Source organism: Allorhodopirellula solitaria (genome assembly GCF_007859855.1).
GTDB lineage: Bacteria > Planctomycetota > Planctomycetia > Pirellulales > Pirellulaceae > Rhodopirellula > Rhodopirellula solitaria.
This window is the reverse complement of sequence record NZ_SJPK01000002.1, coordinates 500,087-517,607: the sequence shown is the minus strand read 5'-3', so window position 1 is coordinate 517,607 and position 17,521 is coordinate 500,087. Positions and strand designations below refer to the sequence as shown.

The following is a 17,521-nucleotide window of genomic DNA, read 5'->3' as shown; positions in this document are numbered from 1 at the left end:
CCTGCCAACATGACAACACCCGCAAAGAGAAAACCGGTGTGCCGCTTGGCCCCCTCACCGACCGGAGCCCAACATCTCGGCAACGCTCGAACCTTCTTGCTGGCGTACTGGAGCGCTCGGGCCCAAGCTGCCGAACTGATTCTCCGCATCGAGGACATCGATTCGCCGCGAGTCAAACCGTGGGCTACCGACCAGGTCATCGAGGACCTGACGTGGCTGGGGATCGAGTACGACGGCGACCCCCTCATCCAAACCGAACGCACCGAACTCTATCGAAACGTGCTCGACCGCATGATCGCCGACGATCGGGTGTACCCCTGCACCTGTTCCCGCAGCGATATCGAAACCGCCTCCTCGGCGCCTCACGAATCCTCAGGTCCTCAAAGACGCGCCACCGCTCGGCCTACTTCGCAGGCAAACTCGCCCGCCGGCGATGCCACCTCCGCCCAAGCCCCGCCCCAGCGATCGCTCCCGGCGGAATCTACGATCTACCCGGGCACCTGCAGCGGGTGGCAGCTTGGCGATCCGCTGCCCGAGGAGGTCACCTACTGTTGGCGATTCCGCTCGAACCCATCGCATCAATCGTTCACTGACCTGGTCGTCGGGACAGTAGGCTGTCAGCCCGCCACCGCAATCGGCGACTTCCCCGTGACGCGGAAAGAAGGCCCAGCCGCCTATCAACTCGCCGTCGTTGTCGACGACATCCAAGCGGGCGTGAGCGAAGTCGTTCGCGGCGATGACTTGCTACTGAGCACGTTCCGTCAGATGCAAATCTACGAATACCTCGATCGACCGACACCACGCTACGCCCATGTTCCCCTGGTTGTCGGCGCAGACGGACGACGATTGGCCAAACGTCATGGCGACACCCGCTTGTCGCATTATCGTGATCAAGGCGTTGCCCCGGAGAGCATCGTCAGCTGGGCTGCCCGCTCCGCGATGAGCGATCTCAATAGCCTCCCCAGTCCCGGGGAGACCGCGGACTGGAATCTCTCTCGCTGGCACGCCGAAATGATCGCGAGATTGGAGTGGTCGCAATTGTCACCCGATCAGGTTCGTTATCCCTAGAGAATCGAAACGTTGGTGGACTGTTGATTGTCACCGTTGCAGCGACGATGATACGATTTTCCTCCACCAGGTCACATGATGAAAATACCGCTTTCGCTCGCCTTCGCCTTCGTCCTCCAGTTCGCTGCTACCGGCTACTTGGTTGCCGCCGAGCATCCGGACGCAGCCGATCGAAGGGTGCAGCCCGACGTGCCTCACGGCGAGGTCACATCGGGAGTTTTCGACCAGAGCGAAGTGTTTCCGGGCACGACGCGTGACTACCGGGTCTACGTACCCGCTCAATACGACCCCGAAAAGCCTGCCAGCTTGATGGTGTTCATGGACGGCCTGAACTATGCCAAACCCAATGGAGCGTTTCGGGTTCCCACCGTCTTCGACAACCTGATCGCTGAGGGCGCGATGCCGGTCACCGTCGCGGTGTTCGTCAATCCTGGCTCGATCCCCGCCACCCAACCCGGCGCCCGCAAACGCAGCAACCGATCCTTTGAATACGATTCACTGTCGGATCGCTATGCCCGATTCTTGGTCGATGAGCTTTTACCGGTGGCGATCCGAGACATCCATGTTTCAGACGATCCCAAACAGCGAGCCGTGTGTGGCATTTCATCAGGCGGCATCTGTGCCTGGACAACCGCGTGGGAGAAACCAGATCAATTCGGCAAGGTGCTCAGCAATATCGGCAGCTTCACCAATATCCGCGGTGGCTGGGCCTACCCCGGCTTGATCCGAAAAACGAAAGACAACCCGAAACCCATCAAAGTCTATCTGCAGGATGGCGAAGATGACCTCAATAATCTATTCGGGAACTGGCCCCTGGCCAATCAGGACATGGCGGCCGCGTTGCGATTCGCGGGCTACCGCAGCAAACTCGTGATCACCGAGGGCGGCCATACCGGCCGATACGCTGGCGAAGAATTCCCCGCGGCGCTGCGGTGGTTGTGGGACGATAGTGCCGAGAGCGACCCACGCGAAAACCTGGAAACGAAACCAGCCTGGGAACCCGCTGCCGACGCGGTCGCCCGCGAAGGGGTCCCGCAAGGCAAACTGATCAAGATGCCAGTCTGGGAATCCGAGATCTTTGAAAACACCGTGCGCGATTGGTGGGTGTATGTGCCGGCGCAGTATGACGCCGGCGATCCAGCGGCGTTGATGGTGTTCCAGGATGGCAAGCGGTTTGCCGATAAAGACGGACGTTGGCGTGTTCCCATCGTCTTTGACAACCTCATTGCACGCGGCGAGATGCCACCCACGATCGCCGTCCTGATCAACCCGGGACACGACAAGAATCGCGAGCGAGTGCGAAACAAATCATCCAACCGCAGTTTCGAGTACGACAGCTTGGGGGATCGCTACTCGCGATTCCTCCTCGAAGAAATCCTGCCGGCGGTCGAATCGCAATACAACGTCTCACCAGACCCGGCGATGCGGGCCATCGGAGGATCGAGTTCGGGTGCGATCTGCGCCTTCACCGCCGCTTGGGAACAGCCCGAACAGTTCTCCAAGGTTTACTCAAGCGTCGGCAGCTTCACCCACCTCCGCGGTGGCAACGCGTATCCTGGCCTGGTGCGAAAGACCGAACCGAAGCCAATCCGCGTGTACATGGCCGATACGAGCGGCGATATCGACAATGCCTTTGGCAGTTGGCCATGGGCAAACCGCCGGATGGCATCGAGCCTCAAGTACATGGGGTATGACGTGCGTTTTGATTGGGCCGAAGGCTATGCGCACAATGCGGATTACGGCAGCGCCCGCTTCCCCGACGCCATGCGATGGTTGTGGCGTGAGCAAACGCACGAGCCTCCAATCGATACGTCGGACGACTTGCGCGGCGACTTAACGCTACTCAATCTCCTGATCCCCGGGCAATCCTGGGAAGTTGTTGCCGAGGAAGTCGGGTTCGCCGACGCGGCCTGCAGCGATCAGGATGGGAACTTCTACTTCTCCGACATGCGGGCACCGGCGATCTACCGTCATCGAGCCGACAATCAAGGCGAACCGGAATCGATCGCTCCCCTGGCCGTCAGCGGTCTCGAATTCGGTCCCGATGGGACGCTCTATGGCTGCCAGGGTGCATCGAAACGCGTGATTGCGATCGATCCCGCCACTGGCAAGGTCCGCAGCGTGGCTGAAAATGTCACCCCCAATGACCTCGCGATCACCGCGAACGGGGACATCCTGATTACCGAGACAAACGCTCAACAGGTGACCCGTATCGATCCTCAAACCGGACAGACCACGGTGGTCGATACTGGCATCACGCGGCCCAACGGCATCGTGATCTCACCCGATGGGGGAACGCTTGCGGTTTCGGACTATGGCGGTCCGTGGACGTGGACTTTTCGAGTCGCTCAGGACGCGACGCTCGACGCCAAGATGCCGACGATGACCATGCGACTGCCAATCGATCCAGACGGCACATTTGCTTTCAACGAGCCGCCACCGTACAAAACCGCATCACGCGGCGATGGGTCGGCCGTGGACAAGGCCGGGCGATACTATGTTACCAGTGCCGTCGGTGTCGCGATCTTCGATCCCACCGGGCGATTGTGCGGAATATTGCCGAGCCCGAATCCGTCCCGGCCCATAACGAGCTGCATTCTCGCTGGCCCGGACCATGAGTATCTCTACGTTACCAACGGGAATGCGGTGTACCGACGGCTTCTGAACATCTCGCCCTCGACCGGTGATTGAGTTTGCCGGTTCTCACGGCTTGCGCGATATCGCCGTCGCATTATCGGCGATCGCCATCGGCTACCGAGAGATTCACTCTGCTATCGGGTCGAATGCGCCGATAGCGATTCTATCTCGAGTGAAAACCAGCGGATCGTCTTGCAGGATGCGAAACGACGACGTGTTTACTACTGAGCGGCGAGATTTCTAAGCCACGATACGCTCTCCTGTAAGGACGCACCCATGAAAGTCGCATTGCCCCGCTGCACTCAATGGATTTCGGTGACGATACCATCGCTTGTGCTGATTACCTGGTCGGCCACGGATGTCAACGCACAAGCGATTAGCGACCACGGCTTGGAAACCGTCTTCGTGCAGACCAATGCACAGGATGTGGACAGCGTTGCCGAATCATCCAACCCCGATTCGTCTGCGAACCCGTCCGAGCTACAGGAGCCTGGGCGAGACGACGGTGCTGAGCCCGCGAGCCCATCCACCGAACCGGTAGCTCCAGCAACCGCACCACCACCGGCCACCGCCCGCACCCAAGCCGCCTCCTCGTCCCAAAGCGTCCAGGAGAAGCGAGCCGCCGCGATGGCCAAGATGAAAGGTGCCTATGCGGGAGTGTTCTACGCAAACAACTTCTCGTACCTCGATGACCCTTACTACAACGGGCCTCGTTACTTTTCAGATTGCTTCAAGAACATCCAGACTCGCTACGGCACGTTGAGTCTCGGGGGCGAATCTCGCTATCGGTATCACGACGAACGCAACATGCGAGGCCTGGGCATTACCGGCAACGATGACACCTTCTGGCTGACCCGGAACCGCCTGTACGCGGACTGGCACATTAACGACACTTTTCGAATCTACGCAGAAGCGCTCGACGCGAACTCGGGTGGTGAAATCTACGCCCCCCGGCCGATCGAAGAGAATGATTTCGACATCCAGAACCTGTTTGTGGACGTCAAGCTACTCGACGGGCCCGACGGAACCTTGACCGCCCGGCTGGGCCGTCAAGAGTTACTCTTCGGTGCCCAACGCACCGTCTCGCCACTGGACTGGGCCAACACGCGACGGACCTTCCAGGGTGTCCGCGGTAACTATCAACAGGGCGACACGTCGATCGATGCGTTCTGGACGGAGTTGGTGCGGGTGGATCCCAAAGGTTCCGATGACGTCAGTTCCGACATTCAGTTCTATGGAACCTACCTGACCCAGCAAAACACGTCGCTGGGAACACTGGAGTCCTACTACCTCGGTTCGGACAATCATTTTATCGGCTTTAGCGAACAAACCCTCGGCAGCCGCGTCAGCGGAGCGACCGACAACGGAACACTGTACGATTTCGAAGGCGCCTATCAGTTTGGTTCCGATGCCACCGACGACCGACACTCGGCAGGCTTCTTCTCGGCTGGATTGGGTCGCAACATCGAGACAGACTTCTTCAGCCCCGTGGTGTGGTGCCGCTGGGACCGAGCATCGGGCGAAAAGGACTTCAACGAAGTCGGCCAGGGCGATGGTGGTTACGATCACCTCTATCCGCTCGCTCACAAGTATCTCGGGTTCATGGACTTGTTCGGTCGCCGCAACCTGGATGACTTCAACGTGTTCACGCAAACACCGTTGACCGAAAAGGTTTCGTTGATCTTGTGGTATCACTACTTTCGGCTTGTCGAAGCGACCACACCGTACAGCGTCGTCATGACCCCCTACAACACCACGACACCCGCGGCATCGAAGGACCTCGGCCACGAAATCGACGTGTTGCTGAACTACAACATCAATCCACGCAACAACGTCGTGTTGGGCTACTCGCACTTCAACGCGGGCGACTACTACGACGCGCCGACGATCGGGCCAGCCGACGGGAAGAACGACGCCGACTTCTTCTACTTCCAGTACACGACCCGCTATTAACAGCCACGCATCCTGGGCGGCTGAACCGGTTCCGGTTAGATTGTCAGGCATGAGCAATACAATCAAACTCGCAGTCCATGGGGCTGCCGGACGGATGGGTCAACGGGTAGTCGCGTTGGCGGCCGAGGACGGTGAAAATTTCACCGTGGTGGGGGCAATTGATCATGCCCACCACCCCAAAGTCGGCCAAGACGCCGGGACTGTTGCCGGCATCGCTCCTGTCGACGCCTCGATTTCTCCGGACTGGCCGAGCGATGTCGACATCGTCATCGATTTCTCACTACCCGAAGCGATCGACGGCTGCGTGGCTCACTGTGTCGCCCACGCCAGCCCACTCGTCGTCGCCACCACGGGTCTGAGTGAATCGCAAAAGCAATCGCTCGCCAATGCAGCGCAATCCATTCCAATTGTGTGGGCACCGAGTATGTCTCTGGCAGTCAATCTGTCGATGCGGATGGCCCAGCAAATCACGTCGGCGCTCCGCGACGTCGCCGGCGGCGTGGACATCGAAATCCTCGAACGCCACCACCGTTTCAAAGCCGATGCACCGAGCGGCACGGCGCTGAAATTTGGCGAATTGATCGGCGAGGCCATGGACGAGGCCCCGCCCGTCATGCACGTTCACGGACGCGAGGGGCATACCGGCCAACGAACGCGAAATGAGATCGGATACCATGCCATCCGCGTGGGCGATAACCCCGGCGAACATACGATCGTCTTCGGCATGCTCGGCGAACGGATCGAACTGAATGTCGCCGCGAGCAATCGCGATTGCTACGCCGCCGGAGCACTCGCCGCTGCGAAATGGTTGATGCGTGGACAAGACGGCAAGCCCATGCCCGCCGGGCTCTACAACATGTTCGACGTCCTCGGCATGGCCGACGCCGCGAAATGAGTGAACCGGCACCCCAGCGCGTTCGCGTCGGCCCCGCTCGGGGCGGCGACGGCGAATCCGCACTGCATCTCGGTATCTCCACCTGTCCCAACGATACCTTTGCGTTCGCCGCGCTGCTGGAGGGACGTGTCGATACCGATGGCCTCGCCTTTGAGATCGAGCTACTCGATATCGACCAGCTCAACAGGGGGTTGCTCGAGGGGCAATTCGATCTCGCCAAAGCAAGTTTCCACGCGGCCCTCTCGCTGGCGGACCAAGTCGTGGTGCTACCGGTCGGTTCGGCGCTCGGATTCGGCGTCGGTCCCTTGTTGCTAGCCAGCCAGCCGGACACCTCGCCCGAGCAATGTGTTCCTGGCCAGCCCCACATGCTGACTCTTTGCCCCGGCGAACATACAACCGCCAAGTGGTTGTTCGATCTGTTCTATCCCAACACGACGCCGGTCGAACACGTGGTGTTTTCGGACATCATGCCGCGATTGGTGGACGCGACGGCAGACTTCGGCGTCTGCATCCATGAGGGACGATTCACCTACGAGACCGCTGGCCTGCACCGCGTCGCCGACCTGGGCGAGCGTTGGGAACGCGAGACGGGATGCCCGCTGCCGCTCGGGGGAATCGTCATGCGTCAGCAGCACGACGACGAGACGATGCAGCGAGTCAGCCAGGTGATCTCTCGCTCGCTGGCGGTCGCTCGCCAAGCCCCCGAGACGGCCCTCCCCGCGATGCGGCGGTACGCTCAATCGATGGACGACGGAGTCCTCATGCAGCACGTTGATCTTTATGTCAATGACTGGACGGTGAACCTAGGCGACACTGGAAGGCATGCACTGGAAGAAATGGCGCAATTGTCGAAAAAAGAGAAAGGCCCGCAAGAACGTCGGCCAGGGTTACGCGTTCTATAGTTGCTGGGAGCCGAAAATTGTTGCCATCGACCCATGGACCAATTAGGCTACCTGGTGGTGAAGGACCGCGTCTTTTCTACTCTTTTGCTCGATGCACGGCTGCATGGATTCCTCGTCTATCATCCGACCTAACGGTTCGACGGTGCATCGCGCCGCATCGACTGGTGAAGGTTTGCGCGTCCAGAACGATGATTTTGACAGTGCTGCGGAGCAGTTGGAAGCCGCTGAAACGGTCATCCGCCAGGATCCGCTTGGAGCTTTGTCCGGTGGCTCCTCTCGTCGTCAATCCGCTGCGCCGCAGGGCGGGCAGGGTTCGAGCCGATCGGTAGCCGAGGGCTCTGGCAGCGGATCGCTGCGTGGACCGACACATCACACCCCCGCCTCGCTCACCCGGGAGCTGCAGGGCCAACGCTTGAATCATTTCGAGCTGCTCGATCAGATCGGTGGCGGCGGAATGGGCGCGGTATTCCGCGCCGTCGATGATCGGCTGGGACGTACCGTGGCAGTGAAAGTGGTCCCCTTTGCTGAGGGTGACCCCGATTTGCAGCGGCGGTTTCGCAATGAAGCTCAAAGCGCCGCGAAGCTGGATCACCCGCTCATCGCTCGCGTCTTCGAAGTCGGCAACGACGGGCCGTGGTATTACATTGTTTTCGAATACATCGATGGTCGCAACATTCGCGATATCGTCTCGCAGAACGGCCCCCTGTCGCTCGACGATGCGGTTTTCTACACCGCCCAGGTCGCTGAAGCGATCGGTCACGCGTCGCGGCGAGGGATCGTGCATCGCGATATCAAGCCGTCCAATGTCGTCGTTACCGAAGAGAGTTCGATCAAGCTCGTCGATATGGGTTTGGCCCGCTCGGACAATTTTGAGACCAGCGAAGACATGACGGCGAGCGGTGTGACGCTCGGCACGTTCGACTACATCTCACCTGAACAGGCCCACGATCCGAGACTGGCCGACATCCGCAGCGACCTGTACTCGCTCGGCTGCACCTTCTACTACATGCTCACCGGGTCGCCACCCTATCCCGGTGGCACGATGTTGCAGAAACTGCTCAGCCACGGCAACGCGGCGATCCCCGACGTGCGCGACCATCGCGAAGATGCCAGTGACGAGCTCGCGGCGATCATTCGCAAAATGCTGGCTAAAAAGCCGAAGCAACGCTACCAGAATTCACAGCAATTGATCGCGGACCTACGGGAATTGGCCCGCCACGAGAACCTTCGCCGCAGCCGGGGCGTCGACGTGGTCACCGTGGCGGGGGACAACCCGCTCCTGTGGCGACTCCTGCGTCACCTGCCGTGGGTCGTGGCCGCCGTCGTACTGGTCAGCAGCGCTCTGGCCCTGGAAGTGCTCTCCTCGCAACAACGGCGTGAGTTCAGCTCACAAGTTGCCGCGACTGTTTCCGAAACGGCATTCGAATCGCCGCCCGTGAGCCAACCTGCTGAAACGCCCGACGTCGCCAGCGAACCGGATACGGCCCCACTCTTTGCGCCGACCGTTCGCCCCCTTCAACCATCGACATCATCGGGATCGGCGACTGCCGAAGGAGACGCCAGCCGTCCGGACGCCTCGACACTTCGCTCGGGTTCGCCCGCGAATCGTGCCGTGGCATCGGCCCCACTCACGCCGAGCAGCGACAGCTCGGCAGCAGCATCGGAGACGGACTCGACCGAGTTCATGGTGCCGGGCCAGGCGCTGAGCGACTCCGCCCGCCCCACGCTCGCAGAAATCAATTCGAGAGCAGGCTTGGAAGCCCTCGGTGGTGCCTCGCCGGGGTCGACATTCCCCATGGTCGCCGTCGGAGCGGCAACAGGCCGGGCGCTGGCTGAACAAAATTTTTCGCCCACGTTCACGCACGACCCGGGCTCGACAACCGCTGACCCAGAGGCGAGCAGCACGAGCCCCTCTGCGACCAGTGCTGCTGTTGACGTGAGCGAGCAAAGCCACTTGCCGAGCGATCCGCCGAGCCTAGGTAGCTTCCCACTCCCGGCCAGCGGAGAGGTGGGCGTCCCACTGACCATTCCGACGCCTTTCCCAGCCTTCACCGACCTGGCTCGGTCCAGTCCGTCGTCGATGGAAATGGGGTCGCTCCCGACCGGTCCCGAAGGCCTCAATCGCACGACCATCCTCGATCCGCCGCATCAGATCCGAATCATTGCGGCTGAATCCGTGCCAGCACTTTCCGGGCAAGCCGAAGTGGAAGGCGTGGTGCTGGCGACGACCCTGCAAGAAGCACTGGATTTGGCGCAGCGACACCATGTCGGGAGAATCGAAATTGATACCCCGATCCTCACCACGGGCCCTGTCATCGTTGCCGAGGACGACTTAGTGATCTCCTCGTCTGCACCTGGAGGCACTGCCATCGTGTTTGCCTCCCAAGGTGAGATCAATATGCAGCGCAGCGACATGCTGACCATTGGCTCCAACCGGATTGAATTGGTCGATCTCCATATGTACTGGACCGTCCCCGCCAGCGAGACCGACGGCGGCGCAATGATCGCCATGAACGACAACCGACGAGTTCGCTTGACCGATTGTTCCATCACAATCGATAATCCGTCGCGCCGCGAAGACATCCACGCCTTTAGTGTGATCACCGACCCCGAATCCGTGCCCGCAACGGAACCGCGGCCATCGAGAGCCTCCAGCGAGAGGGTCGAATCCATGCCGCTGGTTTCCCTCGAACTGTATAACGTGATCATCCGCGGCCAAATCTCGATGCTGAGAATGGACGTCGCCGCTGAATTGCAGTTGCTCTGGGAGAACGGGCTCTTGGCCGTGTCCGGTCGGATGATTGAAACCGGTGGATCGATCTTCCCACCGCAACCCAAATCGGGGTCGATTCGGCTGTCATTGCAACGTCTCACCGCTGACATCCCGCGGGGGCTATTGCAGATGCGATTGGGCGTCAGCGCCCCCTATCCGGTGTCGATCGAGCGGCAGGCCGAAGAAAGTGTCTTCGTCATTGATCGCGGCGTGCCACAAGTAGAGATCAGTGGCATTTCTCGCGAAGATCGCGACCAATCCTGGCTGCGAATTCGCGGGGCGTCGAACGCCTATGAGACAGACACCACCCTCAGCGACCCCTTGCTACTGCTGCGTGATGAAACAGGGCAAACCGCCACGACAACCATGAATGCCTTGGCAGATATCGCCAATTCACCGAACTGGGCCGATGACCAAACACCACGCTGGGTCGTGCGTTGGTCTGAGCCTTTGCCAGAATCAATTCCCGTCAGCCAGCTGATTCCGGCCGATTTTCGACAAGACGGCTCTTTATTTGCCGGTTTTCGTGAAAAGAACTTGCCCAATCTGCCGATGCAGCGAACATTCCAGGAGCCTATTCCAGACACGCGCGATTCCGAATCACGCTAGCGGGACGGTCGGATTGGCCGCTTCTTGAAAATTGCCATTTGACTTTTCCCCCGTCCTGTGACTTTAATAGTGCCGTGATCAGCTCCGCTGTTCATCTTCCCACCTTCAACATCCCACCCAGTTACCCAGGAAACCTCAATGAAACGTTTGGCTCTGATGTTCGGACTCGTCGCTTTGTTTGCCACGCCCTCTTTCGCAATTAGCGAATTCGGCAAGCAATTCAAGGCCAAGATCATGGAATCCGAACTCCCCGACGAATACAAGAAAACCGTGAGGAAGGCGAATTGCTACATTTGCCACGTCAAGGGTGAAAAGAAGGACGATGTCCGCAACGAGTACGGCAAGGCCGTCAAAAAATTCCTCAGCGCCGAGGATTTCCCCAAGGAATACATCAAGAGTAACCCCGAGGAAGCCAAAGCCAAGATTCTCGCCGGCTTCCAAAAGGCCAATGAGCTCAAGAGCACCGACGGCCGCGCCTTCGGCGCCAAGATCAAAGCTCACGAACTCCCCGCCACCGACGCGGGCCTGGACGACTGAGAGCCTGTCTGAGCAAGGGCACTGGCCTCCTTTGGGAACAGCCCTTCTTGCATCGTTACGAGGTTTAGCCCAGGACGTCAGTCCTGATGGCTAGCCACGAAACGGGAGCCCCAGTCGGCTTGCAGCAAACTCGAGCGGAGTGCCGTAAGGCACCGGGTAGCGCCGCCCACCCGCTCGTTTGCGCGCCTCGGCTTCAACCGACTGCCCGCTCGTCCAACGGGAATCCGCGTTTTGCGAATAGCAAAATAGAGCATTCAGCCCGCTCCCATGCGGGCTCGTCCCAGATGTCGATCATTCGATCGCTGGGTGCGTCGCCTGCAATCACAGCATCTTGCACAGCCGCATCTGTGAGAAAAATCGGCTCATCCGACATCGGTGCGTCCGATGAGCCAATTGTGCTCCAGCCTTGGCAGCGAGAAGAAGCCCAACGCCGCAGCGCAGAGCTGAAGGCCGATCCGTCCATCGCGATTGATCGCGACGAAATGTGGCGGCATGTCGATGGCTGAGTTGCTTCGCATTCACCCGCTCGTGGCTGACGACCTGTCGGCTGCGACGGCTTAGGAATGGGGGAGGAATACGTGTCGTATTGGACGAACCAACGAGCTGCTCCATATCCAGAAGTATCCCTTCGGGATACTCGTGGGTAATCAACAACTCACCGCCCACTCCACTTTCGCGAATGACTGCTCCGGCACTTCCGCGGCGACGACCGAGGACGTGGTTGGGCTAGTCAACCACGGGCGCACTCGTCTTGGTCGACGTTTTCGCTAACGCCAGATCCTTGGCAGCTTTGAGGTCGAGTTTGCCGGTGCCTAGGAGCGGAATCTCATCCACTTGGACGAACCCATCGTTTCCGGGAATGAACAGGTTCGCCAATCCCGCTGCCCGGAGACTCTCCCGGATCTCGTCGACGGTCTTGGCGGTTTCTGTGTAGAGAACGATCAATCGCTCACCTTTCTTTTCGTCGGGAACGGCCGTGACGCAGGCTCGCAATTGATCATCTTCTTCGCCCTCGACGAGAATCTTCGCGATCTCTTCTTCCACCTTGAGATGCGGCACCATCTCACCACCGATCTTCGAGAAGCGGCTCAAGCGTCCTGTGATGTACAGGAATCCATCTGCATCGACGTGAGCGATGTCTCCGGTGCTGTACCAACCGTCCAGAATGGCTTTCCGTGTTAGCTCATCTTGCCCGGCGTAACCACACATCACGTTGGGTCCGGTCACCATCAGCAACCCATCCTCTCCGGTCGAGAGTTCGCTGTGGTCGTCGGGAGATAGGACTTTCGCAGAGATCCCCGGCAGCGGTCGCCCCACGCTGCCTTCGGCGCGATCGGGTTGATGCTTTGCCATCGATCGTGAGATGGGAATATTCACGCTGACGAGAGGGCTCATCTCCGTCAAGCCGTAGCCTTCGACAGGGCGCACACCGAATTTCTTCTCAAAGCTCTCGAACAGATCCAGCGGCATTTTCTCCGCACCGACGACGACGACATCAAGCGTTTGGAACTGTTCCGGCGGGACACGTCGCAGGTAACCACGCAAGAACGTTGGCGTGGCCAGCAAGACGGTGGCTTTGTACTTTTCGACCAGCTTGCCGATCTGTTTGGCGTCGAGCGGATTGAAGTGATACACGCCAGCTGGCCCGAGGGTCTGGGCTGCCCACAGGGTGACGGCGTAACCAAAGGAGTGGAAAAACGGCAGCACGCCGAGAATGGTATCGTCTCGATCGAGCCGCACAGCGCGGCCCACGGCATCGACATTGTGACTGACATTGGCGTTAGACAATAACACGCCTTTGGGCATCCCCGTCGAACCGCTCGTAAAAATCACCGTGAGTAAATCATCGCTGACGATCTTGTGCAGCCCGAGAATACGATCGGTTAACCAAGCGGGCACGATCGTTGATTGCAACGTGGCAACGATCTTGTCACCCAGGGACACTTTTTCCTTGAGCTCATCGAGAGAAACGATCTCGGCATCGAGGTCGAGGTCAAGTTTTTCCAGGAACCGATCGCTTGTCAAAACGTGCTTGACCCCCGTGGTCCGGATGCAGTGATTCATCACGTCGCTGCTGACGGTATAGTTCAAATTCGCACTGACCCGCCGATCCGCTGCCAATGCGACGTTGACCGCAACGGCGCCAACGCTCGGCGGCAGGAGCACGCCTACGAACTGCTCATCAGCCGAAAAGACTTCGCGGCGCAGGCATCGGCGCAGCGCCAGAGTACGGATCAACAGGGTCCGGCCGCCCGCTTCGACGCCCAGGGAATCGGCAGCTTGCAGCCGTTTTCCACGCCGCCGCCAGCATCGCAGGACGCGTTGGGCGAGAACGGGGAACTGATCTCGGTTGTCAATCTGAGCGCGTGATCCCAGGGCTTGCACGCGTGAGCGAATGGTTGAGATCGGAGTTTCCGGCGGCAGTGGCTCCCCGATGTATAGGGTGATCGTGCGTCGGAACTGGGTGGGCCATTTCTTAAAAAACCGGCCTCCTGAAAAACTGAAAATACTGCCCCAAATCCCTTCGATATGAACGGGCAGGACCTGAGCGTCGGTCCTCTGGAGAATCTTCGTCATCCCCGGTTTGAACGCTTGAAGCTGGCCCGTTCTCGTGATTGTCCCCTCTGCGAAAATCCCGATCACCTCGCCGTTATTGAGTCCCTCGCGAGCAGACCGCAGTGCCCGTCCGATTGACTTGGGACCACCCATCATCAGAATCGTATCGAAGGCTCCCGACAAATATTTTGCCAGCGGCGAGTGGAAGTTCCCGCCGTCGACGACAAATCGAACGTTTCGTGGCAGCAACCACAGAATCAAAATACCATCGATCCACGAAACATGGTTGCTGACTAGCATCACGCCGCCCTCGGCGGGTAAGTTTTCTAAACCGACGGTTCGGCCGCGATAGAAAATCTCCAAGAAGGGTCGGAACAGTCCTCGCACAAATCGCCGTGGGAACTTCCATGCAATCAAGCCAAGAATCGCAACGAGAACCGCGAGTACGATCAGGACAATCAATAAGGTGTTCAAAGAAAAATCTCCACAGCGGCCTTCCCGTGCTCGCCAATCCGGGCGAGCGCAGAAAAATCGCGACAATCGGTCGGATGCATGATGATAGCAATTGAGTGCCCGCGGCGCAGAGGTCGGTGCGCCAGAAACCCGACTATGATAAAACCCCCGTCAGTCGCCAGGCCGTTTGGAACGATTCCACGATGATTAACCATGACAGCGAAGAGGATATCGGTGCTCCGGCAACGCGTAGTCGGGCTGCGATGGACCATGTTTCAAGCACATCGGGAGAAATGATTCCGCACAACTCTTGTGAGCCGACGGCGCTAGCCGCGGGTAACAGCGGGAACCCGCGGCTAGCGCCGTCGGCTCATGCCACCGAAAAACTTTTCCCGACCTGCTTAGTCGCTGTGCTTCGCGCGGCTGCGTTTCTGTGCTTTGCAGGCTGGACCTGGGTGCACTTTTACTGGGAAGGTCCCTACGGGATCCTGCTCTGGCAAGACGGCACGTATGATTTCGCAAATCGATTGGGGATTAGCTGGGACGAGTTTGTCGGCACGGACAACGACGAGGGCTGGCTCCAGAAATGGATTGCCCGCATCCGCTGGCTCTTTCTCGCGTGCACCCTGTTGACGGTGACGGTCCGCCCTCGATCCTACGTTCAGATGGCGGGCCTGGTCGGAGGCAGTCTGCTGCTGTGCGTGCTCAGCTATGCCAAGTACGTTGCGTCTCAACGTCAACTGCCGATGTTTGTCGAGCATGGTGGCCAGATCCTCAGCCCGATCGTGCTCGTTTTGGCCCTGGTTCTTGGCCCTCGCCACCGCATCACCATTGGCACGGCCATCCTCGCGGTGGTGATGACGTTTGCCGGCCACGGCAGCTACGCGATCGGATGGTGGCCGACGCCCGGTATTTTCTATGGGATGACCTGCGTTTGCTTGGGTGTCTCCTACGAGACCGCGAATATCCTGTTGCGTGGGTTCGGTATCCTGGACTTTGCGGTCTGCTTTGCGTTGTTCATTCCTGGGCTGCGTCAACCGGCCGCGATGTACGCGGTTGTCTGGGGATTACTCACGGCCTTGGCGCGGCCGGTCGCCGGTATGTCGATGAGCTTGAACTACTGGGGAGCCGACCAATTCGTCCACGAAGCCATCCTGCGAGCGCCACATTTCCTCCTGCCGCTGTATCTTGTTATCCTATGGAGGCCTCGGCAGGAGGACGAACCTGCCATCGCCCACACCGCTTCGGGTACCGACACGAACCCATGCTCAACTGAGACAACATCATGAGATCATTGCACTATACCGTCCTGGGCTGCTTGGCCGTACTCTTGCTCGGCGGCCCCGTTCTGGCTCAGCAGAATGGTTCGCGAGCGAGGAAACGCGCCGACCTGAGCATTCCCAAAGTGGCCAAGAAGGACGTGATTTGTTTCGCCCTGTACACGGTGAACGATCACACCTTGAAACTCACCGCGCAGCTCTATCCGCTGTCCGCGGGCGACCCCAAAATCGTTCGACTGCAGATCGAGAAGGACGGGGAGTGGGTGGAGGTTGCCCAGACGAAGGTGATCGAACCTGGCTGGACTGCCCCCTTTCGAGTCAAGGACTGGGACGATTCCCAGCAGCACCGATACCGTGTGGCCCACGGCGATACCGCATTCTACGAGGGCACGATTCGGAAGAACCCGACCGACCAAGATGTCATCATCGTCGCAGGGTTCACCGGCAATTCGATCCAGCCCGCCCATGGTGGTGACATCTCTCGCCAGGACCTGATTGACAATGTCAACAAGGTCGACGCGGACGTGCTGTACTTCTCCGGTGACCAGGTTTACGATCACAATCGACACTACGCCGCTTGGCTGAAGTTTGGCCGTGATTTTGGCGACATCATCAAGGATCGCCCCACCATTTGCCTACCCGACGATCATGACGTGGGCCAACCCAACCTGTGGGGTGAGAGCGGCAAAATCTCCACGCTCAGCGGTGCCTCCGACGGTGGCTATTCCAAACCGGCTGTGTACGTCAAAGAAGTCGAGCGAGCCCAGACCAGCCACCTTCCCGATCCGGTCGATCCCCGTAAAGTCGACCAGGGAATCGGTGTCTACTTCACCAATTTGAATTGGGGCAATATTGACTTTGCCATTCTCGAAGACCGTAAATTCAAAACCGGTCCTGCTGGCCGTGTGCCGAAACAGGGACCGCGTCCCGACCACATTCGCAACCCCGAATATGATCCCAAGAGCGTCGATGTCGAGGGCGCAGTGCTGCTCGGTGATCGACAGCTTGCGTTTCTCGACGCATGGGCTCAAGATTGGCATGCTGCCGACATGAAGGTCGCTCTCTCGCAGACAATTTTCTGTGGGGGCGCCCACATTCACGGTAGTGCTAACGGTCGTCTGCACGCGGACATGGATTCCAATGGTTGGCCGCAAACGGGCCGCAATCGGGCGCTCGCCGCTCTTCGCAAAGCCTTCGCGTTTCACTATGCCGGGGACCAACACTTGGCCACCCTCTTTCATCACGGCATCGATGAGTACCGCGACGCCGTCTGGTCGTTCTGCGTGCCATCGATCGCGAACCTCTATCTGCGTTGGTGGGAACCGATCGAACCAGGAGCGAATCGTGAGCCCGGCAGTCCAGAGTACACCGGCGATCAGCTCGATGGATTCGCCAACAAAGTCACCAACTACGCTGCTGCCAACCCAGAAAAACGGCCCGCGGGCAATCTGCTCAACACTCGTGCAGCTGGATTTGGGATCGTCCGTTTCAACACGAAAACTCGCGAGATCACCATGGAGTGCTGGCCGCGTAACGTGGATGTGACCGATCCAGACGCGAAACAGTACCCGGGGTGGCCACGCACGATCTCACAGTTTGACAACTACAACCCACCGTCCTGGGGCAAACTCGGTGAACTCAGCTTTGATGTCGAGTCCCCTGTTGTCCAACTGATCGATGCGGATAGCAACGACGTGCTCTACACCGTTCGCGTCGCGGGCAAGTCCTTCACGCCTGGTGCCCCCAAGGGCAAATCATTTGTGATCAAGGTTGGCGAGGACGCTCCCCAACGCGTGATCGCCGAGCAAGCTCAGGTCGGCGGCGAACCGATCGACGTGACGCTGGACTGATCCGCGTT

General features: G+C 59.3%; 11 protein-coding genes. 10 read left to right on the top strand and 1 reads right to left on the bottom strand.

The features are described from left to right. Positions 1-9: 9 nt before the first annotated feature. From CA85_RS05200 to CA85_RS05165, 8 genes are all read left to right on the top strand, one after another. Positions 10-1,068, top strand: coding sequence for a glutamate--tRNA ligase family protein (locus tag CA85_RS05200; protein ID WP_146390227.1), 1,059 nt, complete (start codon positions 10-12; stop codon positions 1,066-1,068). Positions 1,069-1,143: 75 nt separating this feature from the next. Further along, positions 1,144-3,759: an alpha/beta hydrolase-fold protein gene (locus CA85_RS05195; RefSeq protein ID WP_246112521.1), complete on the top strand. Its 2,616-nt coding sequence runs from the start codon at positions 1,144-1,146 to the stop codon at positions 3,757-3,759. 222 nt (positions 3,760-3,981) lie between these two features. Further along, on the top strand, positions 3,982-5,658 hold the full coding sequence (locus tag CA85_RS05190) for an alginate export family protein (protein WP_186774754.1): 1,677 nt from the start codon (positions 3,982-3,984) through the stop codon (positions 5,656-5,658). Between the two features lie 49 nt (positions 5,659-5,707). Then, positions 5,708-6,553 (top strand): 4-hydroxy-tetrahydrodipicolinate reductase, encoded by an 846-nt coding sequence (dapB, locus tag CA85_RS05185; RefSeq protein WP_146390226.1) that lies wholly within the window; start codon positions 5,708-5,710, stop codon positions 6,551-6,553. Further along, positions 6,550-7,455, top strand: a complete 906-nt coding sequence (locus CA85_RS05180; RefSeq protein WP_146390225.1) for a 1,4-dihydroxy-6-naphthoate synthase — start codon at positions 6,550-6,552, stop codon at positions 7,453-7,455. Before dapB ends, CA85_RS05180 begins: the two co-directional genes overlap by 4 nt. Positions 7,456-7,558: 103 nt before the next feature. Beyond that, complete coding sequence (locus CA85_RS05175; RefSeq protein ID WP_146390224.1) at positions 7,559-10,837, top strand: serine/threonine-protein kinase; 3,279 nt, start codon at positions 7,559-7,561, stop codon at positions 10,835-10,837. Between the two features lie 138 nt (positions 10,838-10,975). Next, a complete protein-coding gene (locus CA85_RS05170; protein ID WP_146390223.1) occupies positions 10,976-11,374 on the top strand; it encodes a hypothetical protein in 399 nt (132 codons plus the stop codon). A gap of 284 nt (positions 11,375-11,658) precedes the next feature. Next, positions 11,659-11,880 (top strand): addiction module protein, encoded by a 222-nt coding sequence (locus tag CA85_RS05165; RefSeq protein WP_146390222.1) that lies wholly within the window; start codon positions 11,659-11,661, stop codon positions 11,878-11,880. A gap of 220 nt (positions 11,881-12,100) precedes the next feature. Here CA85_RS05165 and CA85_RS05160 read toward each other — a convergent pair whose 3' ends face one another. After that, positions 12,101-14,404 carry an AMP-binding protein gene (locus CA85_RS05160; protein ID WP_246112520.1) on the bottom strand — a complete coding sequence of 768 codons (2,304 nt, stop codon included), beginning with the start codon at positions 14,402-14,404 and terminating at the stop codon, positions 12,101-12,103. Between the two features lie 182 nt (positions 14,405-14,586). Here CA85_RS05160 and CA85_RS05155 point away from each other — a divergent pair, with 182 nt between their 5' ends. Together CA85_RS05155 and CA85_RS05150 are read left to right on the top strand one after the other, a co-directional pair. Then, a complete protein-coding gene (locus tag CA85_RS05155) occupies positions 14,587-15,672 on the top strand; it encodes a hypothetical protein (protein WP_246112519.1) in 1,086 nt (361 codons plus the stop codon). Further along, a complete protein-coding gene (locus CA85_RS05150; protein WP_146390221.1) occupies positions 15,669-17,513 on the top strand; it encodes a hypothetical protein in 1,845 nt (614 codons plus the stop codon). Before CA85_RS05155 ends, CA85_RS05150 begins: the two co-directional genes overlap by 4 nt. Positions 17,514-17,521: the final 8 nt, after the last annotated feature.

What these genes read in the sequence shown, in the direction of transcription:
- CA85_RS05200 (WP_146390227.1), top strand. Translation starts at nt 10, where the DNA reads ATGACAACACCCGCAAAGAGAAAACCGGTGTGCCGCTTGGCCCCCTCA.
- CA85_RS05195 (WP_246112521.1), top strand. Translation starts at nt 1,144, where the DNA reads ATGATGAAAATACCGCTTTCGCTCGCCTTCGCCTTCGTCCTCCAGTTC.
- CA85_RS05190 (WP_186774754.1), top strand. Translation starts at nt 3,982, where the DNA reads ATGAAAGTCGCATTGCCCCGCTGCACTCAATGGATTTCGGTGACGATA.
- dapB (WP_146390226.1), top strand. Translation starts at nt 5,708, where the DNA reads ATGAGCAATACAATCAAACTCGCAGTCCATGGGGCTGCCGGACGGATG.
- CA85_RS05180 (WP_146390225.1), top strand. Translation starts at nt 6,550, where the DNA reads ATGAGTGAACCGGCACCCCAGCGCGTTCGCGTCGGCCCCGCTCGGGGC.
- CA85_RS05175 (WP_146390224.1), top strand. Translation starts at nt 7,559, where the DNA reads ATGGATTCCTCGTCTATCATCCGACCTAACGGTTCGACGGTGCATCGC.
- CA85_RS05170 (WP_146390223.1), top strand. Translation starts at nt 10,976, where the DNA reads ATGAAACGTTTGGCTCTGATGTTCGGACTCGTCGCTTTGTTTGCCACG.
- CA85_RS05165 (WP_146390222.1), top strand. Translation starts at nt 11,659, where the DNA reads ATGTCGATCATTCGATCGCTGGGTGCGTCGCCTGCAATCACAGCATCT.
- CA85_RS05155 (WP_246112519.1), top strand. Translation starts at nt 14,587, where the DNA reads ATGATTAACCATGACAGCGAAGAGGATATCGGTGCTCCGGCAACGCGT.
- CA85_RS05150 (WP_146390221.1), top strand. Translation starts at nt 15,669, where the DNA reads ATGAGATCATTGCACTATACCGTCCTGGGCTGCTTGGCCGTACTCTTG.